Origin of the sequence: Nocardia sp. NPDC006630 (genome assembly GCF_040611495.1) — a bacterium.
Taxonomy (GTDB): domain Bacteria; phylum Actinomycetota; class Actinomycetes; order Mycobacteriales; family Mycobacteriaceae; genus Nocardia.
Window position 1 is genome coordinate 129,921 of sequence record NZ_JBEXOK010000016.1, and the last position, 22,476, is coordinate 152,396.

At 65.2% G+C, this 22,476-nt stretch carries 15 protein-coding genes and 2 pseudogenes; 5 read left to right on the top strand and 12 right to left on the bottom strand.

Going from position 1 to position 22,476, the window contains the following annotated elements; translation table 11 throughout:
- The first annotated feature begins 180 nt into the window (after window positions 1-180).
- Window positions 181-879: an alpha/beta hydrolase gene (locus tag ABZX86_RS36815; protein WP_355130533.1), complete on the top strand. Its 699-nt coding sequence runs from the start codon at window positions 181-183 to the stop codon at window positions 877-879.
- 36 nt (window positions 880-915) lie between these two features.
- On the opposite strand, the gene ABZX86_RS36820 is transcribed toward ABZX86_RS36815, so the two are convergent.
- The 4 genes from ABZX86_RS36820 to ABZX86_RS36835 form a co-directional block, all read right to left on the bottom strand.
- Window positions 916-1,689 carry a class I SAM-dependent methyltransferase gene (locus tag ABZX86_RS36820; protein ID WP_355130535.1) on the bottom strand — a complete coding sequence of 258 codons (774 nt, stop codon included), beginning with the start codon at window positions 1,687-1,689 and terminating at the stop codon, window positions 916-918.
- Between the two features lie 40 nt (window positions 1,690-1,729).
- Complete coding sequence (locus ABZX86_RS36825; protein WP_355130536.1) at window positions 1,730-2,959, bottom strand: Dyp-type peroxidase; 1,230 nt, start codon at window positions 2,957-2,959, stop codon at window positions 1,730-1,732.
- 26 nt (window positions 2,960-2,985) lie between these two features.
- Window positions 2,986-5,052, bottom strand: a complete 2,067-nt coding sequence (gene efeU, locus ABZX86_RS36830) for an iron uptake transporter permease EfeU (protein ID WP_355130538.1) — start codon at window positions 5,050-5,052, stop codon at window positions 2,986-2,988.
- Between the two features lie 2,233 nt (window positions 5,053-7,285).
- Window positions 7,286-7,423 (bottom strand): hypothetical protein, encoded by a 138-nt coding sequence (locus tag ABZX86_RS36835; protein ID WP_355130540.1) that lies wholly within the window; start codon window positions 7,421-7,423, stop codon window positions 7,286-7,288.
- Between the two features lie 203 nt (window positions 7,424-7,626).
- Between ABZX86_RS36835 and ABZX86_RS36840 the strand changes: the two genes are divergently transcribed.
- Complete coding sequence (locus ABZX86_RS36840) at window positions 7,627-8,343, top strand: hypothetical protein (RefSeq protein ID WP_355130542.1); 717 nt, start codon at window positions 7,627-7,629, stop codon at window positions 8,341-8,343.
- A 215-nt stretch (window positions 8,344-8,558) separates the two neighbouring features.
- Entirely contained in the window at window positions 8,559-9,509 is a 951-nt protein-coding gene (locus tag ABZX86_RS36845; protein WP_355130544.1) for a helix-turn-helix domain-containing protein, read from the top strand.
- A gap of 68 nt (window positions 9,510-9,577) precedes the next feature.
- Here the strand turns inward: ABZX86_RS36845 and ABZX86_RS36850 are convergent, their stop codons facing one another.
- From ABZX86_RS36850 to ABZX86_RS36875, 6 genes and pseudogenes are all read right to left on the bottom strand, one after another.
- Window positions 9,578-10,402: an alpha/beta hydrolase gene (locus ABZX86_RS36850; RefSeq protein ID WP_355130546.1), complete on the bottom strand. Its 825-nt coding sequence runs from the start codon at window positions 10,400-10,402 to the stop codon at window positions 9,578-9,580.
- 287 nt (window positions 10,403-10,689) lie between these two features.
- A complete protein-coding gene (locus tag ABZX86_RS36855; RefSeq protein ID WP_355130548.1) occupies window positions 10,690-11,538 on the bottom strand; it encodes an alpha/beta hydrolase in 849 nt (282 codons plus the stop codon).
- Between the two features lie 10 nt (window positions 11,539-11,548).
- A pseudogene (locus ABZX86_RS36860) lies at window positions 11,549-11,734 on the bottom strand (alpha/beta fold hydrolase); the annotation flags it as partial.
- A gap of 364 nt (window positions 11,735-12,098) precedes the next feature.
- Window positions 12,099-12,245 (bottom strand): annotated as a pseudogene (locus ABZX86_RS36865) (DUF2784 family protein); the annotation flags it as partial.
- Window positions 12,246-12,321: 76 nt separating this feature from the next.
- Window positions 12,322-13,737 (bottom strand): site-specific integrase, encoded by a 1,416-nt coding sequence (locus ABZX86_RS36870; protein ID WP_355130550.1) that lies wholly within the window; start codon window positions 13,735-13,737, stop codon window positions 12,322-12,324.
- Window positions 13,738-14,097: 360 nt separating this feature from the next.
- Window positions 14,098-14,355 (bottom strand): helix-turn-helix domain-containing protein, encoded by a 258-nt coding sequence (locus tag ABZX86_RS36875; RefSeq protein WP_355130552.1) that lies wholly within the window; start codon window positions 14,353-14,355, stop codon window positions 14,098-14,100.
- A 350-nt stretch (window positions 14,356-14,705) separates the two neighbouring features.
- Here ABZX86_RS36875 and ABZX86_RS36880 point away from each other — a divergent pair, with 350 nt between their 5' ends.
- Together ABZX86_RS36880 and ABZX86_RS36885 are read left to right on the top strand one after the other, a co-directional pair.
- On the top strand, window positions 14,706-16,661 hold the full coding sequence (locus tag ABZX86_RS36880) for a TerD family protein (RefSeq protein ID WP_355130554.1): 1,956 nt from the start codon (window positions 14,706-14,708) through the stop codon (window positions 16,659-16,661).
- Between the two features lie 305 nt (window positions 16,662-16,966).
- Complete coding sequence (locus ABZX86_RS36885; RefSeq protein WP_355130556.1) at window positions 16,967-19,891, top strand: protein kinase; 2,925 nt, start codon at window positions 16,967-16,969, stop codon at window positions 19,889-19,891.
- A 20-nt stretch (window positions 19,892-19,911) separates the two neighbouring features.
- Here the strand turns inward: ABZX86_RS36885 and ABZX86_RS36890 are convergent, their stop codons facing one another.
- Together ABZX86_RS36890 and ABZX86_RS36895 are read right to left on the bottom strand one after the other, a co-directional pair.
- A complete protein-coding gene (locus ABZX86_RS36890) occupies window positions 19,912-20,886 on the bottom strand; it encodes a nitronate monooxygenase (RefSeq protein ID WP_355130558.1) in 975 nt (324 codons plus the stop codon).
- A 114-nt stretch (window positions 20,887-21,000) separates the two neighbouring features.
- A partial coding sequence (locus ABZX86_RS36895; RefSeq protein WP_355130560.1) for an FAD-dependent oxidoreductase occupies window positions 21,001-22,476 on the bottom strand: 1,476 nt, incomplete at its 5' end.

Here is a 22,476-nt window from a genome sequence, read left to right on the forward strand (position 1 = left end):
GATCGTTCGCCGCTCAGGCACTCGTCGCGGCAAATGCCGAGTGAGTGCCGCCCTGAGTTCCTGGTGGGCGTTGCTTCACATCGGCAGCCGCCGGGTGAGCGATTAATTTCCGGCGACCATGGCGTCCCTACATGGAGGCGGCTCGATTCGCGATCCGCCGGACTGCGACAAGGATTGACGATGGCGACATATGTGCTGATCCCCGGTGCCGGGTCCGACTCTTCGTACTGGTACCTCGTGGCCCCGCTGCTGCGGGCGCTGGGCCACGAGGTGGTCACTCCTGATCTGCCGTGTGAGGACGAGAACGCCGGTCTCGCGGAGTACACCGAGGTTGTGCTGGACGCGATCGGTGATCGGACCGATCTGGTGCTCGTTGCCCAGTCCATGGGCGGGTTCACCGCCCCGCTGGTCTGCGAACGGGTGCCGGTCGAGCTGATGGTGCTGGTGGCGGCGATGGTTCCGGTGCCGGGGGAGACGCCGGGGGACTGGTGGGCCAATACGGGTCAGCGGGAGGCCAGGCGTGCGCAGGATGCACGGGAGGGCCGCGATCCCGATGCGCCGTTCGACCCGATGGTCACCTTCCTGCACGACTTGCCGCCGGATGTGCTCGCGGTGGCGCTGCAGCAGCGTCCGCTCGAACAAGCCGAGGCGCCGTTCCTGAAGCCCTGGCCGCTGCCGAGCTGGCCGGATGTGCCGACCAAATTCCTGCTGTGCCGTCAGGACCGCATGTTCCCGGCCGACTTCCAGCGCCGCGTGGTCCGGGAACGACTGGGCTTCATCCCCGACGAGATGGACGGCGGGCATCTCCCGGCCCTGGCGCACTCCCGTGAGCTCGTCGAACGGCTCGAGGCATACCGCACGGCTGCGGGAGTTCGCTGACGGGAACAGTTGTCCGGGAACGTGTTACGGCACCTATCAGCCGAGGTACTCGGATTCGAGCACGAGATCCTTCAGGAACGACTGGTACTCGACATGGGTGCTGTGCTCGACGGTCCGCCAGGTGCGGCCCTGCTCCTGTCGCATGTAGGCCAGGTAGTCGGGAACGCCGGGCACTTTGACATTGTCGGCGACCACCATCGTGCCGGGATGCAACCAGCCTTCGTCCATCATGGTCTTCAAGTCGGCGAGGTAGGCCTCCTTCGCATGGTCGAGGAAGACGAAATCGACTGAACCGGGTGCGAATCCGTGCTCGGCAGTGAGCAGTTGCACGGTCTTGCCGCCGTCGCCGATGGTCCCGACAACCACGCTGACACGATCCGCGAGCCCGGCGTGCGCGATAATCGCCCGCGCCACTTCGGCATTCGCGGCGCTGAATTCCACCGACACCAGGCGCGCACCGCCGGGCAGCAACCGGCCGCTGCGCACGGCGCTGTACCCGCAGTAGGTCCCTAGCTCGAGCAGTAGCTTCGGCTGCGCTCGCCGTACCGCGGCGTCGAGGATCACACCCTTCTCGTCCCCGACATTGACCAGTATGCTGCGGGTGCGGGCGAACCTGTCGATGGTGACGAGCACACTCTCCGGATCGCCCGCGCGCGCGTTCGCGAGCACGTAGTCACGAGCGGCCGCTTCCCGGCCGTCGCCGATCTGACCGGTGCGAGTGAATCTCCGCATACCCAGTGCCAGCCGGACCATCGAATACAGCTGGCGGCCTCGATCATTGAGCGTCGACACCAGCGTCCTGCCGGCCATGGATTCTCCTGTCCTCGCGGTGACGCCTGCTGCGGACACCTCAGCTCAGCAGTGCGCGCCCGTACCAGTCGTTCACATCGGTGACGCCGGGCAGCACGAAGAAGTATCCGCCGCCGAACGGCTGCACGTAGTCGGTCAGCGGCTCGCCGGCCAACCGGGTCTGAATCTGCTCGAACTGACGCTGCACATCCTGCTGGAAGCAGGTGAAGATGTGCCCGGCGGCCATATTGCCGTTCGGACCCATGCCCAGATCGTAGTTGTAGGAACGCCGAACCAGTTGCTGCCGTGCGGTATCGGGGGTGCGCGGGTTGGCGAGGCGGATGTGCGAGGTCAGCGGAATGACCGTGCCGTCGTGATCCCGCTCGTAGTCGGGGGTGTCGAATTCCTGATTGCCGTCCAGCGGCGCACCCGAATCCCGGCGGCGCCCGAACATGTTCTCCTGCTCGTTGATCGAGACCCGGTCCCAGAACTCCACGAGCATGCGGATCAGCCGCACCACCTGATAGGTGCCGTCGCGGGTCCAGGCCGGCTCGGCGGGATCGCCGGTCCAGATCAGCGCTTCGGCGTCCTTACCGGTCGGATTGGCCGTGCCGTCCTTGAAGCCCAGCAGGTTCCGGCCGGTGCCCGAGGGACGCGGCGGCGAGTTGTAGCCCTCGATCTTCCAGCGCAGCTGCAGCGCGCCGCGGGTCTGGCGGGTGATGTCACGGATCGCGTGGTGGACGGTATCGGGGTGATGGGCGCAGAGCTGCAGCATCACATCGCCGTGCATCCACGCGTCCTCCGGCGAGTCGTCCGGGAAGATCTTCATCGGTGTCAGATGCGCCGGCTTGAGCTTTGCGAGCCCGAACCGGTCGTCGAACAGGCTCGCGCCCACACCGGTGGTCACGGTGAGCCCGTCGGCGGGCGTATCCGGGCCGAGCACGTCACTGTCCGACGGCGGCTGACCCAGGCCGAGGTCAGGCGGGGTGTAGTCGGCGGTGAGCAAGCGGGCGCGCCCGGTGAGCGTCTTCATCAGCTCGGCCAGTTCGGCCTTGTTCGACACGGTGACATCGAACGACGCGTAGCAGGAGGCGTTCTGCTTGTCCGCCGGGCCCGGGGTGAGGATGCCCGCCTGATGCACGCCGTGGAACGGGTAGGCCGAGGCAGGGGAGGGCGTGCCCGAGGCCGCGGCGTCCACCCGGGCGCCTTCGGCGACGAGTCCCGCGGTCAGGGCCGTTCCCGCCGCACCGGCGGCGGCACCGGAGAGGAATCTGCGTCGGCTGAGGTTCATCGGAGGCAAGCCTTACGTGTCGAGGATCAGTGGGCGGCGGGAACTTCCAGCAACCGGGGAACCCGGGCCAGAACTTCCAGGGCGCCGCCGAGTGCGGCCTTCACGGACTGCTGTGCGGCAGGTGGGGTCTGGGCGGGCGGACGCCACTTGCCGCCGTCCTGGGTGGCCAGCAGCGCCCGCTGCAGGGTGTCCAGGCGCGCGGTGATGGTCGCGCGCAGGTCCGGCGCCCGCTCATCGAGCAGCGGGCCCAGGCCGCTGATCACGGTGCGGGTGATATCGATATCGGCCAGTGTGAGCGGATAGGCGGCGCCGCCGCCCAAGTCGTCCATGCCCGAAATATGGTCGCGCAGTGCGTCTTCGAGGATCTCGTGCGCGCGGATCGGCAGGTTGGTCGGGTCGCCGGCCAGATCGGTCGAGCTCAGGTTCTGCTGCACCGTGGCGATATCGGCGCCCAGTCTGTCCAGGATCGGCAGCAGTTGCGCGGCGCCCTGTCCGTGCCACAGGCCGTACTCGAGGCGGTGCAGGCCGGTGAAGCCGACATCGTTCACCCCGTCGGGGAGACCACCGGGCAGGCCGGCCACGGCGGTGCCCGCCGCACCGAAACTGTTGTAGGAGGCGCCGACCCGCTCCCACTGCTCCTGGGCGGCCAGCCAATCCGCCTGCGCCGCGGCGATATTGTTCGCGTGCAGGTCGTTGCGGAGGGCGCCGAGGGTTCCGGTGAGCCGGCCGAGCGTCTGCGCGGCGGCGGCCTGGTAGGCGTCGTTCGCGGGCGTGAGGTCGTCCTGGCTGACCGGTTTCACCGCCGGCGGCGCATCCGCGGTACCGCTGACCTGCACCGTGGCCGAACTCGTCACCGCCTGGCCCGACATCGCGCACTTGACGGTGTAACTGCCGCGGCTCAAAGTCGCGGTCATATCGGCCGTGGTGCCCGCACCGATCGTCTCGATCTCACCGACGATCGCGCCGTCGGCATCGACCAGGGTGATCTCCCCCGCCTTACCGCTGTCATTCTTCACCGATAACGTCCGGCTGCCCGAACGAGCCGAACTCCATTCCGGCGCACACGAATTCGAGGTGATCGAGACCGCCTGGACAGCGCCTTCGCTCGCGGCGGGCAGCAGCGCGATGGCCAGGCCCGCGGCCAGCGCCGGCACCAGTACCAGGGCCGCGCCCACCACCGCCAGGCGCTTGCCCGCGATCCGCTCGAACCAGTCGCCGGCATGCTCGTGCTCGCCGGCGGGCTCGGGCTTGGGCGCCGCCGGCTGCGGGGCCGTGGCGCCCGCGCGGACGAACATGGTGAGCACCACGACGAGGTAGACCGCCCAGGCCACCACCTGCAGCACGGTCATCTTCGGCTGCAGAGCGGTGACGCCGGTGATGAGCGAGGCCCACCAGGAGTTGGCGTCGATATGGGCGCTCAGGTCGAAGGCGATCCACTGCGCGCCCGGGATCAGGCCCGCGTTCTGCAGTTCGCCCAGCCCGTACGCCAGCACGCCCGCGGCGATCACGATCAGCAGCAGCGCGGTTCGGCTGAAGAACACACCCAGGTTGAGCCGCACACTCTGGCGGTACAGCAACCAGCACAGCACGATCGCGGCGATCAGGCCGATGGTGGCGCCGACCAGGGGCGCCAGCGTGGCCCCGGAGGCCCGGACCGCGGTCCACACGAACAGCGTGGTCTCCAACCCCTCCCGCCCGACCGCCAGGAATGCGGTCACCGCCAGCGCACCCGCCCCGATGGCCGCGGCTCGGGTCACCTCACCGCGCAGCTGCTTCGACAGGGTCGAGGCGGTGCGGCGCATCCAGAACACCATCCAGGTGACCAGTGCGACCGCCAGCACGCTCAGCACTCCGCCGACGGTCTCCTGCGCCGAACTCGACATCACGCTGGTCGAATAGGTCAGCACGGCAGCGAAACTGGCCGCCACCGACACCGCCCCGAGCAGCCCGAGCCAGACCGGTGTCGCAGACAACGGACGCTCGGCCGTCGACGCCTTGCGCACGGCTGCCAGCAGGATCGTCACCACGAGACCGGCCTCGAGGCCTTCCCGCAAGCAGATCAGAAGGTTTGGTACTGCCTCGGCCCAACTCACTTGGTAAAGGTAAGGCATACCTACTTATCTGGTCCAGCCAGCCCAGCTCAGCGGCCGGTTTTCGTCGACGAGACCGTCGTATCGGCGCGGCGGAATCGCCACACCAGTGTGACCCACGACACGATCGCGGCCACTGCCACAAGTACTCGCACCAGCTCGAGCGCCCTGCGGGGGTAGAGCACGCGGTGACGTAGTGATCGATGAACCGGTGCCAGTCTGTCGAGGCTGTTCAGGAGTGATTTCACGGCTTCGGAGGCAAGGCCCCGGGCGCTTTATTGGGGGTGTTCTTGGAGGGGGCACCCGCACCTGTCGCTGACCGCGCTGACCGGACAGGCCAGCGCGCGCTCGCGGAAGATCCACTGGCCGCTCTCATTCGCGGCCGGCGGACCACGCCGAGTTCGGAGTGGACCGACTCGAGTTGCGTTCGTTTCTCGGGTGGAACGGGTAGCACCAGAGGTCGAAGAGGTCTGGCGGCGGTGGCGATCAGGGCGAACGATCAAGCTGCTGGCCCGTGCGATGCGAAGGCATCCCTCAACGGTGCGGGAATTGCTCACGACGATCTCGAGGGAAGTCGCCGCTCACGGCGAGGTCATCGGTGATCGTCTCCCCGAGGCCGTCCATCGCGTTCGGTACTCGCCCGTTCCTGCCTGGGCGTGACGCTGGCTCGCTGATCAGAAGTCCGTTGCTACCAAGTGATATTGACGGGGACGATGCGAAATGGATGGGACTGTGATTGCGTAGTCAGGGGTCGGAGAGTTGAGTGGCCAACTCGTCGAGAGTCTCGGTGTGCGAGTCCGAAGGATTGGTGCCGTATGACACGGTGTTGTCGTGCACAGGCATTCGGCCCCAGCCGTCGTTCGCGACATGAACGTGCGTGGATCTTTCCGGGCCAGGAACAGCACCTGTTCGGCGTTCATCGGGAGTGGCCCGTCCGCCTCGCAGCACCTGCTGCGACCGCTGACATGGACGGTGATCTCCGCGGGCGTGTCAATCTTGGTTGGTGGCAGGACTCGTGAGACATGAAGTGTGTAGTCTGCCCCACCCTGTACGGCGCCGGTTCTCTCGGCGGTAATCGTCCCTACGACAATGAGAGTTCTTGATGAACGGGTCCCGATCCCGTTCGCAACCCTCGGTTCCGACCGGCCTGCGTCGATTCATATTGCCTCGATAAAACTGTCGCAGAACAGAGTTCGGGTCTGATGGCCGGGCAGGCTCAACCCGGCGGAACCTGACTGCCTCGCCACATCGTCCATGCTCCGGTGGGAGACTTCCCTCGGGCTGACGAATTGTGGCCGACGATCCAGGCCCGTGACACGTCGGATTCGGCTGGAAACGATGCGCGCCGATCAACGTTTGGCGGTTGCGTCAGAGTGGCAGGGCAATGCACAGGGGCGGATTGTTCCAAACGTGCACGCACAGTTCACCGTTCCGATTCGCGTTGAGAATCAGTGCGGTGGCTACCCGTATGCCGACGAATTGACCCGACGACTGACCGGCGAAACCCAGTAGACCGCGGCGGAATTGTCGCAGCCACTTCCAGACCCGCCCGCCGGTCCTCGCCGTTGCTGCGACAGTCACTACCCCCGCCTTGTGTACCCGAAACGATATGGTTCGCAGTCGGTTTCGCAAAACCAACCCGAGCTTATGCGGCCCGTAAGCTTTGCGGCCAGTAGCGGCGGCGTCGGATCTGTTGCCCTGGATCGCTAGACCGATCAGTCAATGTCAACCAGCACAACGGATCCAGGTACGACCTGCCATGCGGCGTTGCTCGGCCCGAGCTCACATGTGGCCGCAGGTATCCGACGCCGCGCCGCAGCCATGCCACTGCGGTCGCACGGATCTCGGTATCCACCCCCACCTGCGTTTCCAGGATGCCAGCGTCCCAACGATTTCCGCGTTACGACATGTGGGCAACGGCCAGTGCCAGGAGTTCGTACAGCACGAACACAAACGGGGCCAGAATCAAACCGATTGTCAACACAAGTCCCAGCAGTAGTAGCGCCCACGCCCGTGCGCGCCGCCGAATTGCGGCTACTGTCGAATCACCATGCCGCGCGGCGAATCCCATCCCATCCTCCCTATTCTCGGACATTACCAGGGAGGCAGGACCGCGAACCGGTGGCGGAACATCCGCTCTGTCACCAGTCGCGGCAACTGAACCGGCACCGACTCCACCTTCCTCGAAGCCCTGTCCGAACGCGTCACCGCGTCCGTCAGTGCTTCCACCCCACTCTCAGGTAATCCATTGCTTCCCTGTCATATTCGAGCATGCCCCGCGCAGTGCTCTGTTGTCGATCGCTTGCCCGAGGTTGACCCAGTGGAAGATGTCGACGACTTCGCCGCCACTGACATTGCTGCTGGAGGACGTCATACCCAATCCCAATTGGTTCCAAAGGCATCAGAATCTCGTTGGCCTCCACGTGATTCGGGGAAGTACTGTCGGGCCTCATGGGGGCGAAAAGTTTCTTTGTTCGGGCAATCGTGTCGGTAGCGGTCTCGGCGTGCGTGTTGCCGGTTGCCGCGTGCGGATCTCACGGCAGTACTGGTACGGAACGTGCGACCGCATCGACGACGATGAATTCGACGACGACAGCGGCCGCGACCACAACGCTGACAACCACATCCAAGCCCCCGGTTGCGGACGCGGCACTCCCGCTGTGCGGCGACCTCGATCGCGATCCCCCGGCGGAACCCACGGATTGCAAGCTGATCTCCCACGACCGTGCCGGGTACACCTTCATCGTGCGGTTCAGCGGCCCCGATCCGGTGGGTCATCGAAATCGCATGACCATCACCGTAATCGCAGATGGAAAGGTTCGTCAGACCGTCATCAGCACACTGAGCTCGATCATGCGCGAACCGCCCGAGCTGCGGAACCTGGCCGATGACGGGCGTGATCAGCTGGTGGTACCGGTAGACGCCGGAACCGGAGGGACGGACTACGAGATCTACCGCGCCACGGATTCGGCACCGGAATTCGTCGACGCCGGAGAGGTCCAAGGACTGGACGAGGGACGGGTATTGGGGATGGGAGTCCAGCGCACACCGGACGGCTACGTCGCCGCGATGGCGAAAAGTGGGCCCGCTGACCACTATCTCGCGTTCTGGCACTTCGTCGGCGCACGCCTGGAATTGGTAGCCGAGATCATCCTCACTTACCGCGCGGACGGCTCGGCCCCCGCCTGTCGCGCGGACGATGAGGGCCCACGCGGGGATTCCGGACTGAGCGATGCGGGAGTGGCCCAACGTTTCTGCGGCGAGAAGACCTTCCCGGCCACGCCGGTACCGTGATCAGCGTCGGGTCGCTACCTGCGCACGAGAAATTGGCGGCCACTATCCGGATCTGGCATCAAATTCGGCATCACGACGGGCGGGAGTCATCGGTCGGGTGGGATAAGGCGGACGCCGTGGATCACTCGGGCGGTCGGGCTCGTCGCAAACGCCAACGACTGGTTTACGCTCGATCATGGTGTCGCCCTTCCTTGGAGGGGCCGTGGGAGGTGCGCATGGTAGTGGTGTTGGATACCGGTCTGCTCCCGATGAGCGAACGCATCGCGGCAGCGCAGGATCTGCTGGCCGACAATGAGATTCCCTCGATCAATCAATTCGGCGCGGTCGCCGGCCAGTTGTGGCATCGATTCGCCGTGTGGGATCTGGGCGAGGGCGTGCATGCGACACAGTTCATCGGCACTGGCCTGAGCGTGCTGCGCGGCGCCGCACAGTTGCGTGTGGCCGCACCCGAACGCGTCGGCCTCGGTGTGCAACTCACCGGATCCGGGACCTTCGAACACTGCGGTGCGGACCAGATCATCGACGTGGGCGAGCTCTCGCTCACAGACGGCACCAGCACCTCGGCTTACTCATCCAACGGTGTCGGTGGCTCGAAAGTGGTGATCTTCGATTACGACCAGCTGGCGCTGCCGGTGGAAACCGTTCGCAGCGCGGCCACCAAACTCAAATCGAGCCCACTGTACGGGCTGGTCACCGCCCATATCGCCGCACTCGGCGAGCAAGGCGATATCGAGCCCGGATCCGCGCGGATCATGCTCAAATCAGCCACTACCCAATTGGTTCGGGCCCTGATCACCACTGCCGCAGACGACCCTCGCCAGCGCGGGGACCTGCACGACACGCTCTATCTCCGCATAGCCGCGTATATAGAACAGCGTCTCTGGGATCCGGGCCTCAACCCTGACCAGATCGCGCGAGCACACAACATTTCGGTGCGGCACCTATACAACATCTGGTCCGCGCGCGGAATCCCGTTGAGCCAGTGGATCGTCGGCGCGCGTCTCGAGGGTGCGCATGCCGACCTGGCGCGCCTGGGCCGAGGCACGCCCATCGGCGCTGTGGCGTGTCACTGGGGTTTCACCAACCTCTCCCACTTCGCCCGGCGTTTCCGCGGTGCGTACGGTATGTCCCCCCGGGACTGGCAGCGAGCCAACGACCAACCCTGAACCACCTGCGCACACAGGTGGATTCAGGGCCGAGTTCCGCGACCGGGGGCGTCGACGAGTCTCGCTGCTCAGGAGCGAATGAATGCGAGCAGGTCGGCGTTGATGGTCGCGGCCTCGGTGGTCGGCATTCCGTGGGGGAAGCCCGGATAGGTCTTCAGGGTGCTGTTGGGCAGCAGTTCGGCCGAGCGGATGCCGCTGTCGGCGATCGGGACCACCTGGTCGTCCTCCCCGTGCAGGACGAGGGTGGGAATCGTGATCTTCGTCAGTTCCTCGGTGAAATCGGTCTGAGAGAACGCGACGACACCGTCGTAGTGCGCTTTGGCGCCACCTGCCATACCTTGACGCCACCAGTTGGCGATCACCCCTTCCGAGGGCTGCGCGCCGGGCCGGTTGTAGCCGTAGAACGGTCCTTCAGCGAACGAGCGGAAGAAGTCCGCCCGGCGTGTGGCGACTTGTTCCTGGATGTCGTCGAAGACCGACTTGTCCAAACCGCCTGGATTATCGGCGGTCTTCACCATGATCGGCGGTACCGAACTGATCAGCACGGCTTTGGCCGCCCGGTCCTGTCCGTGCCGCGAGAGGTAACGCACAACCTCCCCACCGCCGGTGGAATGACCGATATGAACCGCGTCGGACAGATTGAGATGGGTGACTACCGCGGCCAGGTCGTCGGCGTAGTGGTCCATATCGTGGCCTTCGGCAACCTGCGCGGAACGACCGTGGCCGCGCCGGTCGTGAGCAACAACCCGGAACCCGTGGGAGAGGAAGAACATCAGTTGTGCGTCCCAGTCGTCCGAGGACAGGGGCCAGCCGTGACTGAAGACGATGGGCTGTCCTGTGCCCCAGTCCTTGTAGTAGATGTCGACGCCGTCCGGCGTGGTGATGATAGGCATGTGGGACCCCTTCTGATCGGATACTGGATGCGTTGCCCGAAGGCTCGCTGAAAAGCTGGAACCTGTTGGACCACAGAGCTTCTGAATGATCGGCGCAGGATAAGTGTGCGCGTTCTCGGGACCGTGCGCCCCCCTTTGTGCGCCATGAATACCGCATTTTCCGCCATGGACTCGTCGCGGATATCGCTGGGCGCGTGTGGAGCGCACGTTCGAACAGGTGCGGACCGGCAAGAACGTTCACGCCCGCGGCGGCATTCGCGCCGAGGCTCTTCCGCCGCCCGGGTAAGTCAGGCGAAGCGCTGGAGGAATTTGAGGCTGGATTCGGCTACCTCTTGCCAGCCGCTGTCGATGGTGAGGGTGTGGCCGCGGTGGGGGAATTCGAGGAACTCGGTGATACCGGGGTTCTTACGCTGCAGGTGGAAGGTGGCTTCGGAGATGGCGCGGGGGACGGTGTTGTCCTTCTCGCCGGAGATGACCAGCAGTGGGCCGCGTTCGGGATTCTCGGTGTCCACCTTGGCTTCCGACCAAGGGTTGAGATTGGCGGCGGCGGCCTGGAACAGCGGCGCGCCGGGGGCGGCCACGGCGAAGGTGTCGTACAGCTGGTGGGCCTCGTCCTCGCTGACCGCGTTGGCGAAGCCGAAGCGGAACTGGTCGAAGGTCAGTAGGACAGCGCGATGGCGGTTGGCCGGATTGTGCAGGACGGGGGCGGCCGAGCGCAGCGACGAGATCGGCAAGGGCAGCACACCGCGGAACGGAGCGGCGTCGATCGCGACCGAGGCCGCCGACAGGCCACGGCCGGCGACGATCTGGGTCAGCAGCCCACCGAAGGAATGCCCGATCACCGCGGGCTTGCGGGCCAGCTTGCCGATGATGTCCGCGACATGGTCGGCGACCTGGCCGACAGTCTTGTCCGCAAACACTTCCGGATGCTCGTGCGCCTCGGCGACGGTGGCCGGATCGTCGGGCCAGTCGGCGGTAACGGTCGCGTATCCGGCATCGGTGAAAAGCTCGGCCCAGCGGTCCCAGCTGCCGGCCAGCAGCCACAGTCCGTGCACGAAAACCACGGGGGTGCGGCCGCTTTCGTTGGCACGGGCGATTTGGTCGAGAGTGGATTGGTCAACCGGTGATGCGGTCATGGCAGTGTCCTTACTGAGCGGCTTGTTCGATGAAGCCGGCGACTACGGCCGGTTGAGAGACCAGTGAAGCGTGCGAGGCATCGACCTCGGCATCGTGGACGTTGGTGATCACGGCACCGCCGTAGGAGTGTCCAACGAGGACGACCGGTCCGTCGATGCTGTCGAGTGTGTACTCGATGGCGGCGGCATCATTGGCGATTCAACTCGCGGTGGTTGTTGGCGAACAGATGGGATTCGGACGATAACGCGCGCATCGTCCGCGGAACGCTGTGCCGGTGAAATCCTGCACGGAGAGAACAGTTGTGATCGGTGGCGTGCGCGGGCAGCACATCGGGACCGCCGAATCATCGAACGGCCGCAAACAGATCCGGTCAATGTGCACTCGGTCGCGCTGGCAGCGCTGCGGGCACCGAACCTGCGTCGGGTCTCCGCTGATCCGGAATTGATCGCGTGGGTTTGCGCCGACCGCCTCGATGAACTCGCCGCCCCGGCACCCGAACCGTCAACCTAATCCCACCGGCATAATGTCTCTAACTGCGCAAACGTTCCATGGTGGCCGCCTATTTGATGGCCCGACCGTATCGGCTCTGCGAGGCACGGAACCGGAACCCGACCCAGGAGGCGAGCACGCAGACGGCAACCAGCACCCGGACGAGATCCAGGGCGCTGCGCGGGTACAGCACGCCGGTGATGTAGTGATCGATGAACCGATGCCGGTCTATCGGGGCTGGTCAGGGCTGATTTTACGGGCTCCGAGGCACGGCCCCGGGCGCTCCATCTTGCCTAGAGCTTGCCAACCTGCCGTGCTCTGCGTTCGCCGTCTGCTCCGAAGAGTGCGGCTCCGGCCGCCTGCAGATCGGCAGGATGCGCGTCGGAGTAGATGCTCAACGACATGGCCGGATCGTGCCCGTGCCACGCCGCGACGATGTGCACCGGGATCGCCGAGGCGAGCATCAGCGACACCGACGTGTTCCGCAGCCCCTTCAACGGAATTCGGCGCAGTCCGGCGCGCGCACGGATGCGCTGGAACTCGCCGGAATACCACTCGGGCCGCACGGGGCTCCCGTCCTCGTGCACCGCGATCAGCCGATCGTCGGACCAGGATTCACCCCGTGCCAGGCACTCGGCCTTCTGCCGGGTCTTCAACGCGCGCAGCGCGGCCGCCAGATCCGGGGGCGGCGGAAGATCGCGACGGCTCCGGCGAGACTTGGGCAGGTTCTCCTCGGTCTCCGTGCCGATGACGACCCGCCCCCGGCGCACCCGCAACGCGGTGCCGTCGAGCCGGCGCCACCGCGCGCCCAGCACTTCCGAGCGGCGCATCCCGTAACACGACATCAGCCAGCACGCGGCCAGGCGCTCGCCGGCGATCGCGGCCCGGAAGGCTTCGACCTCGCTCATGGTCCAGGACTTGGCGTTCGTCTCGTCCTCATCGTGGTCGGTGATGACGTCGGCCGGCCGGTCCACCAGCGCAATGACGTTGCGCGGCAGCACACCCTGATCGACGTAGGACTGCACCATCATCGCGAAGGTGCTCAGCGTCGACCTGACCGTGACCGGCTTGACGCCTCCAGGCGCCGCAGCGGTGACCGGCGGTGGCGTCAGGACATAGACGGCTCGTCGCGGGCGGGACACCCGACCTGCTTGGACGAGACTCGCCAGACTATGGTGCACCTTCCTGCCGAACTGGGCGGTGAGTTCCGCGGTCGAGATGCCGTCCGGGTGAAGCGCTATCAGTGCGGCGACCTGGGACGCCATGCTGTCGGGCCGAGGCTGGCGGGGGGAGCGCCGCCCCTCGGACAGCATCCACTCCACCAGCGCGTCCCCGTCCTTCTTGGTCAGTTGCGCCAGCTTCTTGTTGCCGAGTCGGCGGCGTACCGGCTTCAGGTCCTGGCGGCAGCGCTCGAGTGAGTTCCGCCGGATCCTGCGACGATCGGCCAGCCACTGATCGCACGCTTCCTCGACGGTGATCTCCGTGAGCGCGGCGTAGGTTCCGCGGGCGACTTCTGTTGTGATCCGGCGATATTCGCGCCGTGCCTCGGCCAGGGTCCGATAGGTGGACTGCTGCCGGTTGCGAGTGCCGTCGGGCTTGGTTCCGATGTCGACCTGGAACCGGTAGGTCACCGTGCCGTTCTTCGCGACATGCTTGTCGATCGGCTCGGCCCGGCGTCTCCTTCTGGCCGGGGGTGATGTGCCGGGCATGCGGGGTCTCCTGTCTGCGGGTAGATCGTGGGGGTGGATCGGTGATGCCGACTCGGGCCGGCGACCATTCGAGCTACCAGCCGGATTCGGCGAATTATTTTCGGGTGCAAGCATTTCGGCACCGTGAGGCATCGACGACGAAGTGTGAAAGGGGTGCGAATGCGGGTGCACCGAACACGCAAGGTCGCGTGCCGTTGTTTCCCCTCGGCGTCCGTTCGAGGGGCAGGCATGAGGAAGTGGGATTACCCTTCGACCGAGCGGAAGTGGGACCTTCCCGTTGTCCGGCGCAGGATGTGCACTACGTGGTCAACGAGCATGGCGACGGACGGCGGAATGCTGTGCCGGCCGGTCGCGGAAGCGCTACCGTGTGCCGATGTCCGGTTCGTCATCGACCCGTAGTGCCTCGCGAATCCATGTGGACGGAATGCGCACTCGGTGGCCGACCCGAATAGCGGGTACCTCACCGGATTTGACCGCGGCATAGACGGTGGAACGTCCGATCCCGAGGAGCCTGGCCGCGTCAGGGATCGATATCGTCGGCTCGGCCAGCAAGCGTCGCAATGCTTCTCCCGCACCCGTGTCGGTGCCATCGCGTGGAATACGAGGGTGTTCGGACATGAAGGCTCCTGACAGGCTCGTTGCCCGGCCAGTCCCTCGCGACCTTCAGGATACCGTTCTGTTCTGTCAGTGCCGTTCGGTCTGATCCGCTGCCGACGGGGAAACATTGTCGCTCGGCGGAATTCACCAACGCTGCGAGTACGGTCGCTGTCATTGACAATCGAGGGGGCGTTGGCAGCAAACGGCGAGATTGATCTTGATAATCGAGTATTGGTAGCGGGGTCGGTGCGGTGTCCGAGCTCGATCGAGAATCGGTGCAACGCCCTTACATACCGTGCCGATGCGATAGGTGCCGGGTCTCGACCGGCTTTTTGATGACGGTGCTTGCCGAGTTGTAGAAGGGTTGGACTGTGGCCCGCCCGAGACTGTCCAAGGGGCAGAACTTGCCGCTGCCAGGTCATATTTGTCGCGTCGAAGTCCTCATCGGATGGGCGGATTCGAGGATCGAGCTCGATGCGTCGGCACTGCTACTCGGCGCGGACGGAAAGGTGTTCTCGGACAGGGATTTCGTCTTCTTCAACCAGTCCGTGTCGCTGAACGGCTCGGTGCGATTCCTTGGTAGCGCCGAAGCTGGTGAGGGCTCGCAGGCGCGCATCGCGATCGATCTCTCGGCGGTTCCGCGCAATATTCAGACGGTGGCTCTGGTGGGAAGTCTCGCTTCCGGCACCTTCGGGGCGCTCGGTAAGCTCACGTTCATCGTCGTAGATGGAGCGGGTCGGGCGTTGGCGGAGTACATCATCGCGGATGCCTTCACGGAGTCGGCACTGCAATTCGGCGAAGTCTACCGACGCGGCGACGGATGGAAGATCCGAGCGGTCGGGCAAGGCTGGACGTCCGGGCTGGCAGGTCTGGCAACGGATTTCGGTGTCGAGATCGACGATGATCCGGAAACCGAGCCGATCGAAACCCGAGTTCCCCCGGCGGACGTGAGTGACTCCGAAGCTGTGTTCGAGGCGGCACCTACGCGGCGAGCTGTAGGTACTCCGTATCGGTTGTGGACCCAGGCGCGAACTCACTATGACTATGACGTCGCCGTCGAACGACAGCATTTGCCGGCGATTCGAAGTCTGTATCCTCAGGAGTTTTCCGTGGGGGATCGGGAGCTGACCCTCGAGGTCGAGTTGGTTCCCGAACCGGAAGGCGCCCAAGGCCTGTGGACGATATCGGTCCGATCGGCCGGGCAGAGGATCGGCTATATCGGAGCTGACGAGGCCCAGAAGTGGGCAGGAGTCATCAGGCGCATCGTCGCGTCAGGATTCATGCCGACGACCTCCAGTCGAATTTGGGCGAACGAGTACGACGGTTGGGACGGCATCGAGTTCACCGCGAACATACGGATCGCCCTTGGTGACCCCGGCGACGCTGTTCCACTGAACGAACCGCCCCCGATTCCTTACACGATGCTGCCGCGGTCCGCGATCGTCCAGGTGACGAAGGAGGATGAGCACTTCGACGTCTTGCTGAAGCACGTCCCCGCGCGAGGATACGGACTGCTGTTCATCACGCTGGAAGAGCATATGCCGGAAGGAAATCGGTCGAAGGCCCGCGTCGAGATCTGTATAGACGGTGAGCGAGTAGGGCAGTTGACCCCGCAGATGAGCCAGCGTTTCTTGCCGATGATCCGGCATCTACGGGAGCGCGGACTCGCAACTTCCTGTTGGAGCGACATCACCGGCTCGGCCGTCGCAGCAAAGCTCCGCATAGACGCGATCAAAGCCAACCAGGCGAGCACAGAGGTACTGAACGGGACGCCCATCACCGTCGCCAAGCTGCGACCCGCACTGCCGGACCCACTCGCGTACGACCTGTCTGCGATGCGGTCCGTGCTCAGACCGGTTCCGCTGGTTCGTCCCACCACGCCGCCGATACCTGCAGAGCCGCCGGAGGGGTCTGTGGTGCGGTTCGACAAAGGCGGTGGCCACTACAACTATGTCGCGGTGCGCCGAGGGGGCGCCTGGGAAACTACTGCGACAGGTAGTGGGGGATCGATCGAGGAAGTGATGGTATGGACGAATTTGGCCAGACGGGTCCGGAAATTCGATATAGCGGCAGAATGGGACCTGGTCGATGGACGCAGCGACCCACGAGTCCTCGAACGTCGGGCTGTCGTGCGGTTCACGATCTGCGACATGGACTTCGCTGCGATCAATATTCACGTTGACGAACGTGAGGACGGCGACTGGTACACGACGGTCACCGAGCAAGCTGAGCAGCAGCTGCCTCTCGGTCGCCGGGCGATATGGTCCGAGATAGTGAGCAACGGGCAACGAATTCAAGTGGTGACCGCTTGGGCGCCTGTCGGCTAGCCTTTCTCTCACCATGGCGCTGTGGCGATCGGATTAGGTCCTGCCGAGGAGGCGGTCGTTGACGGAGTTGAGGTAGTACCGCTCGAACATCTTCAGGACGTTCGGTGGCGTAGATGAGGATTTTTGCTGGTGAGGATAGGTCTTGACGTGACGTGCACGCTCCTGCGCTTGGAGGACGACAGCTGCGGTCGGCGTCACTCGAGTGTTGATCTCGCGAGTACGCTGAAACTCCAGTCGGGGTGAATCGCAGGTGGTGGATGCCGGACGCCGATCCGTTCACTACGCAGCACGATGTAGGTCCGGTCGTGGCCGCGCAGCTCGGCGCTGCCGGCTTTGAGGTCGACGATGAGATCGGCCACGGTGGGTTCGGGATGGTCTACCGCTGTGTCCAGGCGGGGCTGAAACGTACGGTTGCGGTCAAGGTGCTTACCGAACCTCTCTCTGAAAACCGCGAGCGGTTCATTCGTGAACAGCAGGCGATGGGGCAGTTGACGGGTCACCCCAATATCGTCGGCGTGCTGCAGGTCGGCGAAACCGAAGGGGGATACCAGTACCTGGTTATGCCCTACTGCCGCTGTGGATCACTGGAGGCGCGCATCCGTGAGCACGGTCCGATGCCGCTGGCCGATGTGTTGCGGCTCGGTGTGAAGATGACGGGCGCGTTGGAAACCGCGCACCGCGCGGGGATTCTGCATCGCGACATCAAGCCTGGAAACATCTTGTACACCGACTATGGTGAACCGGCATTGAGCGACTTCGGGATTGCGCATGTCACGGGTGCGTTCGAGACTGAGACCGGTACATTCACCGGCTCACCCGCATTCACCGCCCCCGAAACGCTCAGTGGTGATCCGCCGAGCAAAGCATCCGATGTCTACGGGCTGGGATCGACGTTGTTCTGCGCATTGACCGGACATGCGGCTTTCGAGCGCCACCGGGGTGAACAGGTGGTGACCCAGTTCCTGCGAATCGCCACCGAGCCGACGCCTGATCCGCGTGGCAGCGGAATTCCTGACGACGTCGCGACCGTCATCGAAGGTGCCATGGCGCGGGGGCCGCAGGACCGGCCGTCGATCCTGTTGCTGGGCAGCCAACTTCGGCAGTTGCAGGACGTACACGGCTTCGCAGTCGACGATATGGCGTTGCCGGCCGAAGTCGAGGCGGCGAACTCTCCCCCGCACCCGGTCGCGCGTGCCCGCTTCCGGTCGACGCTGAGCAACCTGCCACGGGAGTTGACCAGTTTCGTCGGCCGCAGCGAGGAATTGGCGGCATTGCAGTCGCTCATGACGGAGTTTCCTCTGGTCACAGTCACGGGAATCGGTGGTATCGGCAAGACTCGGCTCGCGTTGCGTGCTGCCGCTCAGGCGCTCGATCGTTTCCCCGACGGCGTTCGGTTGGTCGAAATGGGTGAACTACGCGACGGATCCGCGGTAGTCGACCTGGTCGCCGCGCGGCTGGGATTATGCGATGACGGTGCCGGACCATTGGTGTCGACGCTGATCGAATATCTGAGTTCGCGCACGATGTTGCTTGTCCTCGACAATTGCGAGCAGGTCCTCGACGCCGCCGCAGAGCTCGTCGAATCGCTGCTATGCGGGTGTCCCGATCTGCGAGTTCTTGCCACCAGCCGGGAGGGGATGCGAATCCCGGGGGAGGCGTTGTTGGCACTGGCCCCGCTGGGGGAGGACGCGGTGACACTGTTCGCCGAGCGAGTGGCAGCCGCGGTGCCGGGTGCGACCCTCATCGGGGAGAGCGCACCGACGGTGGCCAAGATCTGCTCCCGGCTGGACGGGCTACCGTTGGCGATCGAGCTGGCGGCCGCAGAGCTGCGCACCCTCTCGCCCGAACAGATTCTGCAGCGGCTCGACAATCGATACGCACTCCTGACACGCGGCCGCAGGGGCGCTCCGCGGCGGCAGCAGTCGCTCGCATGGAGCATCGGCTGGAGTTACGACCTGTGTACTCCGGCCGAGCAGCAACTCTGGGCCCGGTTGTCGGTATTCGCGGGCAGCTTCGAACTCGAAGCGGCGGAGGATGTGTGCGGTACGGAACGGGTCGAGGATGTGCTCGATCCGTTGTCTGCGCTGGTGGACAAGTCGATTCTGATCCGCACCGAATCCCATGGTGCGGTTCGGTTTCGGCTCCTCGAGACGGTACGGGATTTCGGCCGTGAGAAGCTCGGGGAATCAGGTGAGGATGCCGAGCTGCGCCGCAGGCATCTGGCTTGGGCACGGCGAGTAACCGGCGACTTCACGGCGGCGTGGTTCGGTCCGCAGCAGATCGATTGGATCCGGCGTCTCGATCGCGAGCTGCCGAATCTGCGGGAGGCGATGGAGTTCGGCCTGTCCGCCGCTCCCTCGACCGCGTCCCGGATGGCAATCAGCCTGTTTCAGTTCTTTGCTGCGCGTGGCCTACTCGGCGAGGGACGCCGGTGGCTGGATCGGGCACTGGCCGCGCAGCCGGCGGAGCCGCCCTTCGAACGAGTCGAAACCCTGTACTGCGCCAGCTTGCTGGCCAGCGACCAGGGTGATCCCGATGCAGCGGCTGCCTTCGTCCAGCAGGCGCGTGCTTTGCTGGAGCGGCTGACGGATCCGGAGGCGCGGGCGCTGGTCGATATCGCAGACGGGTTCGTGATGCTATTGCGCGGCAATCCGGAGCTCGCCCGCATATACCTCGACGCCGCGGTAGCCGGGTCCGCGGAGCTCGTGACGCAGGCGACTGCTTTGACGCTACTGGCGCGGGCACATGAATCGCGCGGTGATGCGGAATCGGCGCTGGTCTGCAATCAGCGGATTCTCGAAATATCAGGAGCGCACGGCGAATCCGTCTCCCGTGCCTGGGCGTTGTGGAGTGTCGGTATCGAACTCTGGCGCAGGGGTGAACGGGATAATGTGGCCCGGCTGATCGATGAGGGGCTCGAGTTGGCACACAGCCTGCAGGATGTTCGCGGCGCCGCATCGTTTCTCGAAGTACTGGCCTGGGTGGCCGCCGAGGAGGACCAGCCTGGACCTGCCGCGATCATGCTGGCGGCCGCGGAAACGTTGGGTGGCATCGTGCAGAACTATGCCTTTCTGTTTCCGAATCTGCCTGTCTTCCACGAAGAGTGCGAGCAGCGCGTCCGGAACACCATCGATCCACACGAGTACGACGTTGCTCGGGAAACGGGCCGCTCGCTGAGCTTCGACGACGCGATCGGGTACGCGCGCTCTGTCAGAACGTCCTCCTGGTGAACGAGACTAAGCCGTAGCGATTACGAGCCGAGGACGCCGGCGAGCCGGTCTCGAATGAGTTCGTGTGCGCCGGTGAGGATTCGGGCGATCAGCTCGGCGACGGTCGGGATATCGTCGATGAGTCCCTGGGAGATGCCTGCTGTCCAGATGCCCAGATCGATATCGCCTTCCTCGTACACGCGGCGGCCGCGGGCCCCGGCCACGAGGTCGCGGACATCGTCGAACTGCCCGCCGCCGTCGAGAATTGCGACGACTTCCCGGCTCACGGCATTGCCGGCGACCCGTGCGGTATTGCGCAGTTGCCGGAATATCACATCGGTGTCGAGTTCGGTCGCCGCCACCAGGCGCCGCTTGACGTTGTCGTGGACCGGCGCCTCGACGGTGGCGAGAAACCTTGTGCCCATGTTGATTCCGTCGGCTCCCAGTGCGAGGGCCGCCACCAGGCCGCGCGCATCGGCGAATCCTCCCGACGCGAGCATCGGGATCGTAATCTGTTGCGCTGCCGCCGGTATGAGCACCAGTCCGGGGATATCGTCCTCGCCCGGATGGCCGGCGCATTCGAAGCCGTCGATCGAGATGCCGTCGACGCCGAGAGCCTGAGCCTTCACCGCGTGCCGGACGCTGGTGCATTTGTGCAGCACCTTCACTCCGCCGGCGCGGAATGCCGGTAGATGCTCGGCGGGATTGAATCCTGCGGTCTCCACGACCGGAACACCGGATTCCACGATCACGTCGCGGTATTCCGCATACGGCGGCGGAGTGATCGAGGGGAGGATTGTCAGATTCACACCAAAGGGTTTGTCGGTCATCTCGCGGCAGCGCACGATCTCCTTCGCGAGAGCTTCGGGTGTCGGCTGGGTCAGCGCGGTGAGGAAGCCCAGGCACCCCGCGTTCGCCACCGCGGATACCAATTCGGCCCGGCCCACCCACTGCATGCCGCCCTGGACAATGGGATAGTCGACGCCGAATACGTCGCAGAACTTTGTGCGCACCATCGCGGAGGACCCTTTCGATTGCTCATCGGCTGCCCGTGTGGACGCCGGAGACGATCGCATGGTCGAGCCGATCGTCGGCGCGGTGTTCCTGGTGACTGGGATACCTGCAGGCAGTCAGCCCTTGGCGGCTTCGACAAGATTCTCGATGCTGGTGAACTTCACACGCGGACGTCCGCCGGCTCGGCCCGCGGCCGTCTCCGCCTGATCGATGGCCTTCCAGCCGTCGCGGCCCACCTGGTCGGGCTGCCGGGCGTTCAGCAGTTCCTCCAGTGCGGCGCGGTTGCCTTGCGGGGCAGCGAGTTTGGTGCCGATGAAGTCCTGGAGGAGCTGGTCGACGGTCTCCCGCGAGTCGACGCGGTTGGAGCCGATGACACCGCGGGGGCCGCGCTTGATCCAGCCGGAGACGTACACGCCTGGGACTGGATTGCCGTCGGCGTCGACAACGCGGCCCTTTATATTGGGAATGATGCCGTCGTTCCTGTTGAACGGAACGCCCGCGACCGGTTCACCGTGATAGCCCACCGACCGCAGCACCATTGAGACGTCGAGCGACCCGGTGCGGTCGGAGGCGCGGGCCACGATGCGGCCGTTCTGCTCGGCGAGTTCGTTGTGCACGTACTCGACGGTCTCGACCTTGCCGTCTCCGGTGATCTCGGTCGGAGAAACCAGGTAGTGGAAGACGATTCGCTTGTTGCCCGGCTTCGGCTTGTTGACCGAGTACTCCTGCGCGAGGGTGTATTTGAGCTTCAGCGAGGGCTCCACCTGGGGATCCTCGAGCTCCGCCCGGCTGGCCGGATCGAGCTCCAGATCGGCGGGATCGACAATGATGTCGACGCCCTTCAGATGCCCCAGCGCCAGGAACTCCGAGGAGGTGTAGGCGGCCTGCAGCGGCCCGCGGCGGCCGAGCACCACGACCTCCTGGATATTGCTGCGGCGCAGCGCATCCAGGGCATGGTCGGCGATATCGGTCTTGGCCAGCACATCCGGATCGACGGTCAGCACGCGCGCGACATCCAGCGCGACATTGCCGTTGCCGACGATGACGGCCCGCTCACCGGACAGATCGAATTCGCGGTCCGCGAAATCTGGATGCCCGTTGTACCAGGCGACGAATTCGGTGGCCGAAATGCTGCCGGACAGTTCCTCACCCGGGACGCCGAGGCGGCGATCGGTGGAGGCGCCGTGCGCGTACAGCACCGCGTGGTGGTGCCGCAGCAGCTCCTCGTGCGAAATGTGCTTGCCGACCTCGACATTGAGCCGGAACGCCAGTGCGTCGCGGCGGAAGGCCGACTCGAACAGGGTCGCCACCGATTTGGTGCCCGGGTGATCCGGGGCGACGCCCGCGCGCACCAGGCCGTAGGGGGTGGGCAGCCGGTCGAACAGCTCCACCTCCACATCGGCGCGGCGCAGTAGCTCCTCGGCCGCGTAGCTGGCGGCCGGCCCGGCGCCGACGATGGCGACGCGCAGGGTGCCCAGCTCCTTGGGCGCGCGGCTGGGCGGCACCAGCGGCTCGAAGTTCGACTCCAGGGGGTGCCGGACGAAGTACGCGGCATTGATGTCCTGGAACCTGGCCAGCGACGCGAGCAGGTC

Excerpts from the sequence above, each read along its gene's own strand:
- ABZX86_RS36815 (WP_355130533.1), top strand. The coding sequence starts at position 181 with ATGGCGACATATGTGCTGATCCCCGGTGCCGGGTCCGACTCTTCGTAC.
- ABZX86_RS36820 (WP_355130535.1), bottom strand. The coding sequence starts at position 1,689 with ATGGCCGGCAGGACGCTGGTGTCGACGCTCAATGATCGAGGCCGCCAG.
- ABZX86_RS36825 (WP_355130536.1), bottom strand. The coding sequence starts at position 2,959 with ATGAACCTCAGCCGACGCAGATTCCTCTCCGGTGCCGCCGCCGGTGCG.
- ABZX86_RS36835 (WP_355130540.1), bottom strand. The coding sequence starts at position 7,423 with ATGACGTCCTCCAGCAGCAATGTCAGTGGCGGCGAAGTCGTCGACATC.
- ABZX86_RS36840 (WP_355130542.1), top strand. The coding sequence starts at position 7,627 with ATGAATTCGACGACGACAGCGGCCGCGACCACAACGCTGACAACCACA.
- ABZX86_RS36845 (WP_355130544.1), top strand. The coding sequence starts at position 8,559 with ATGGTAGTGGTGTTGGATACCGGTCTGCTCCCGATGAGCGAACGCATC.
- ABZX86_RS36850 (WP_355130546.1), bottom strand. The coding sequence starts at position 10,402 with ATGCCTATCATCACCACGCCGGACGGCGTCGACATCTACTACAAGGAC.
- ABZX86_RS36855 (WP_355130548.1), bottom strand. The coding sequence starts at position 11,538 with ATGACCGCATCACCGGTTGACCAATCCACTCTCGACCAAATCGCCCGT.
- ABZX86_RS36870 (WP_355130550.1), bottom strand. The coding sequence starts at position 13,737 with ATGCCCGGCACATCACCCCCGGCCAGAAGGAGACGCCGGGCCGAGCCG.
- ABZX86_RS36875 (WP_355130552.1), bottom strand. The coding sequence starts at position 14,355 with ATGTCCGAACACCCTCGTATTCCACGCGATGGCACCGACACGGGTGCG.
- ABZX86_RS36890 (WP_355130558.1), bottom strand. The coding sequence starts at position 20,886 with ATGGTGCGCACAAAGTTCTGCGACGTATTCGGCGTCGACTATCCCATT.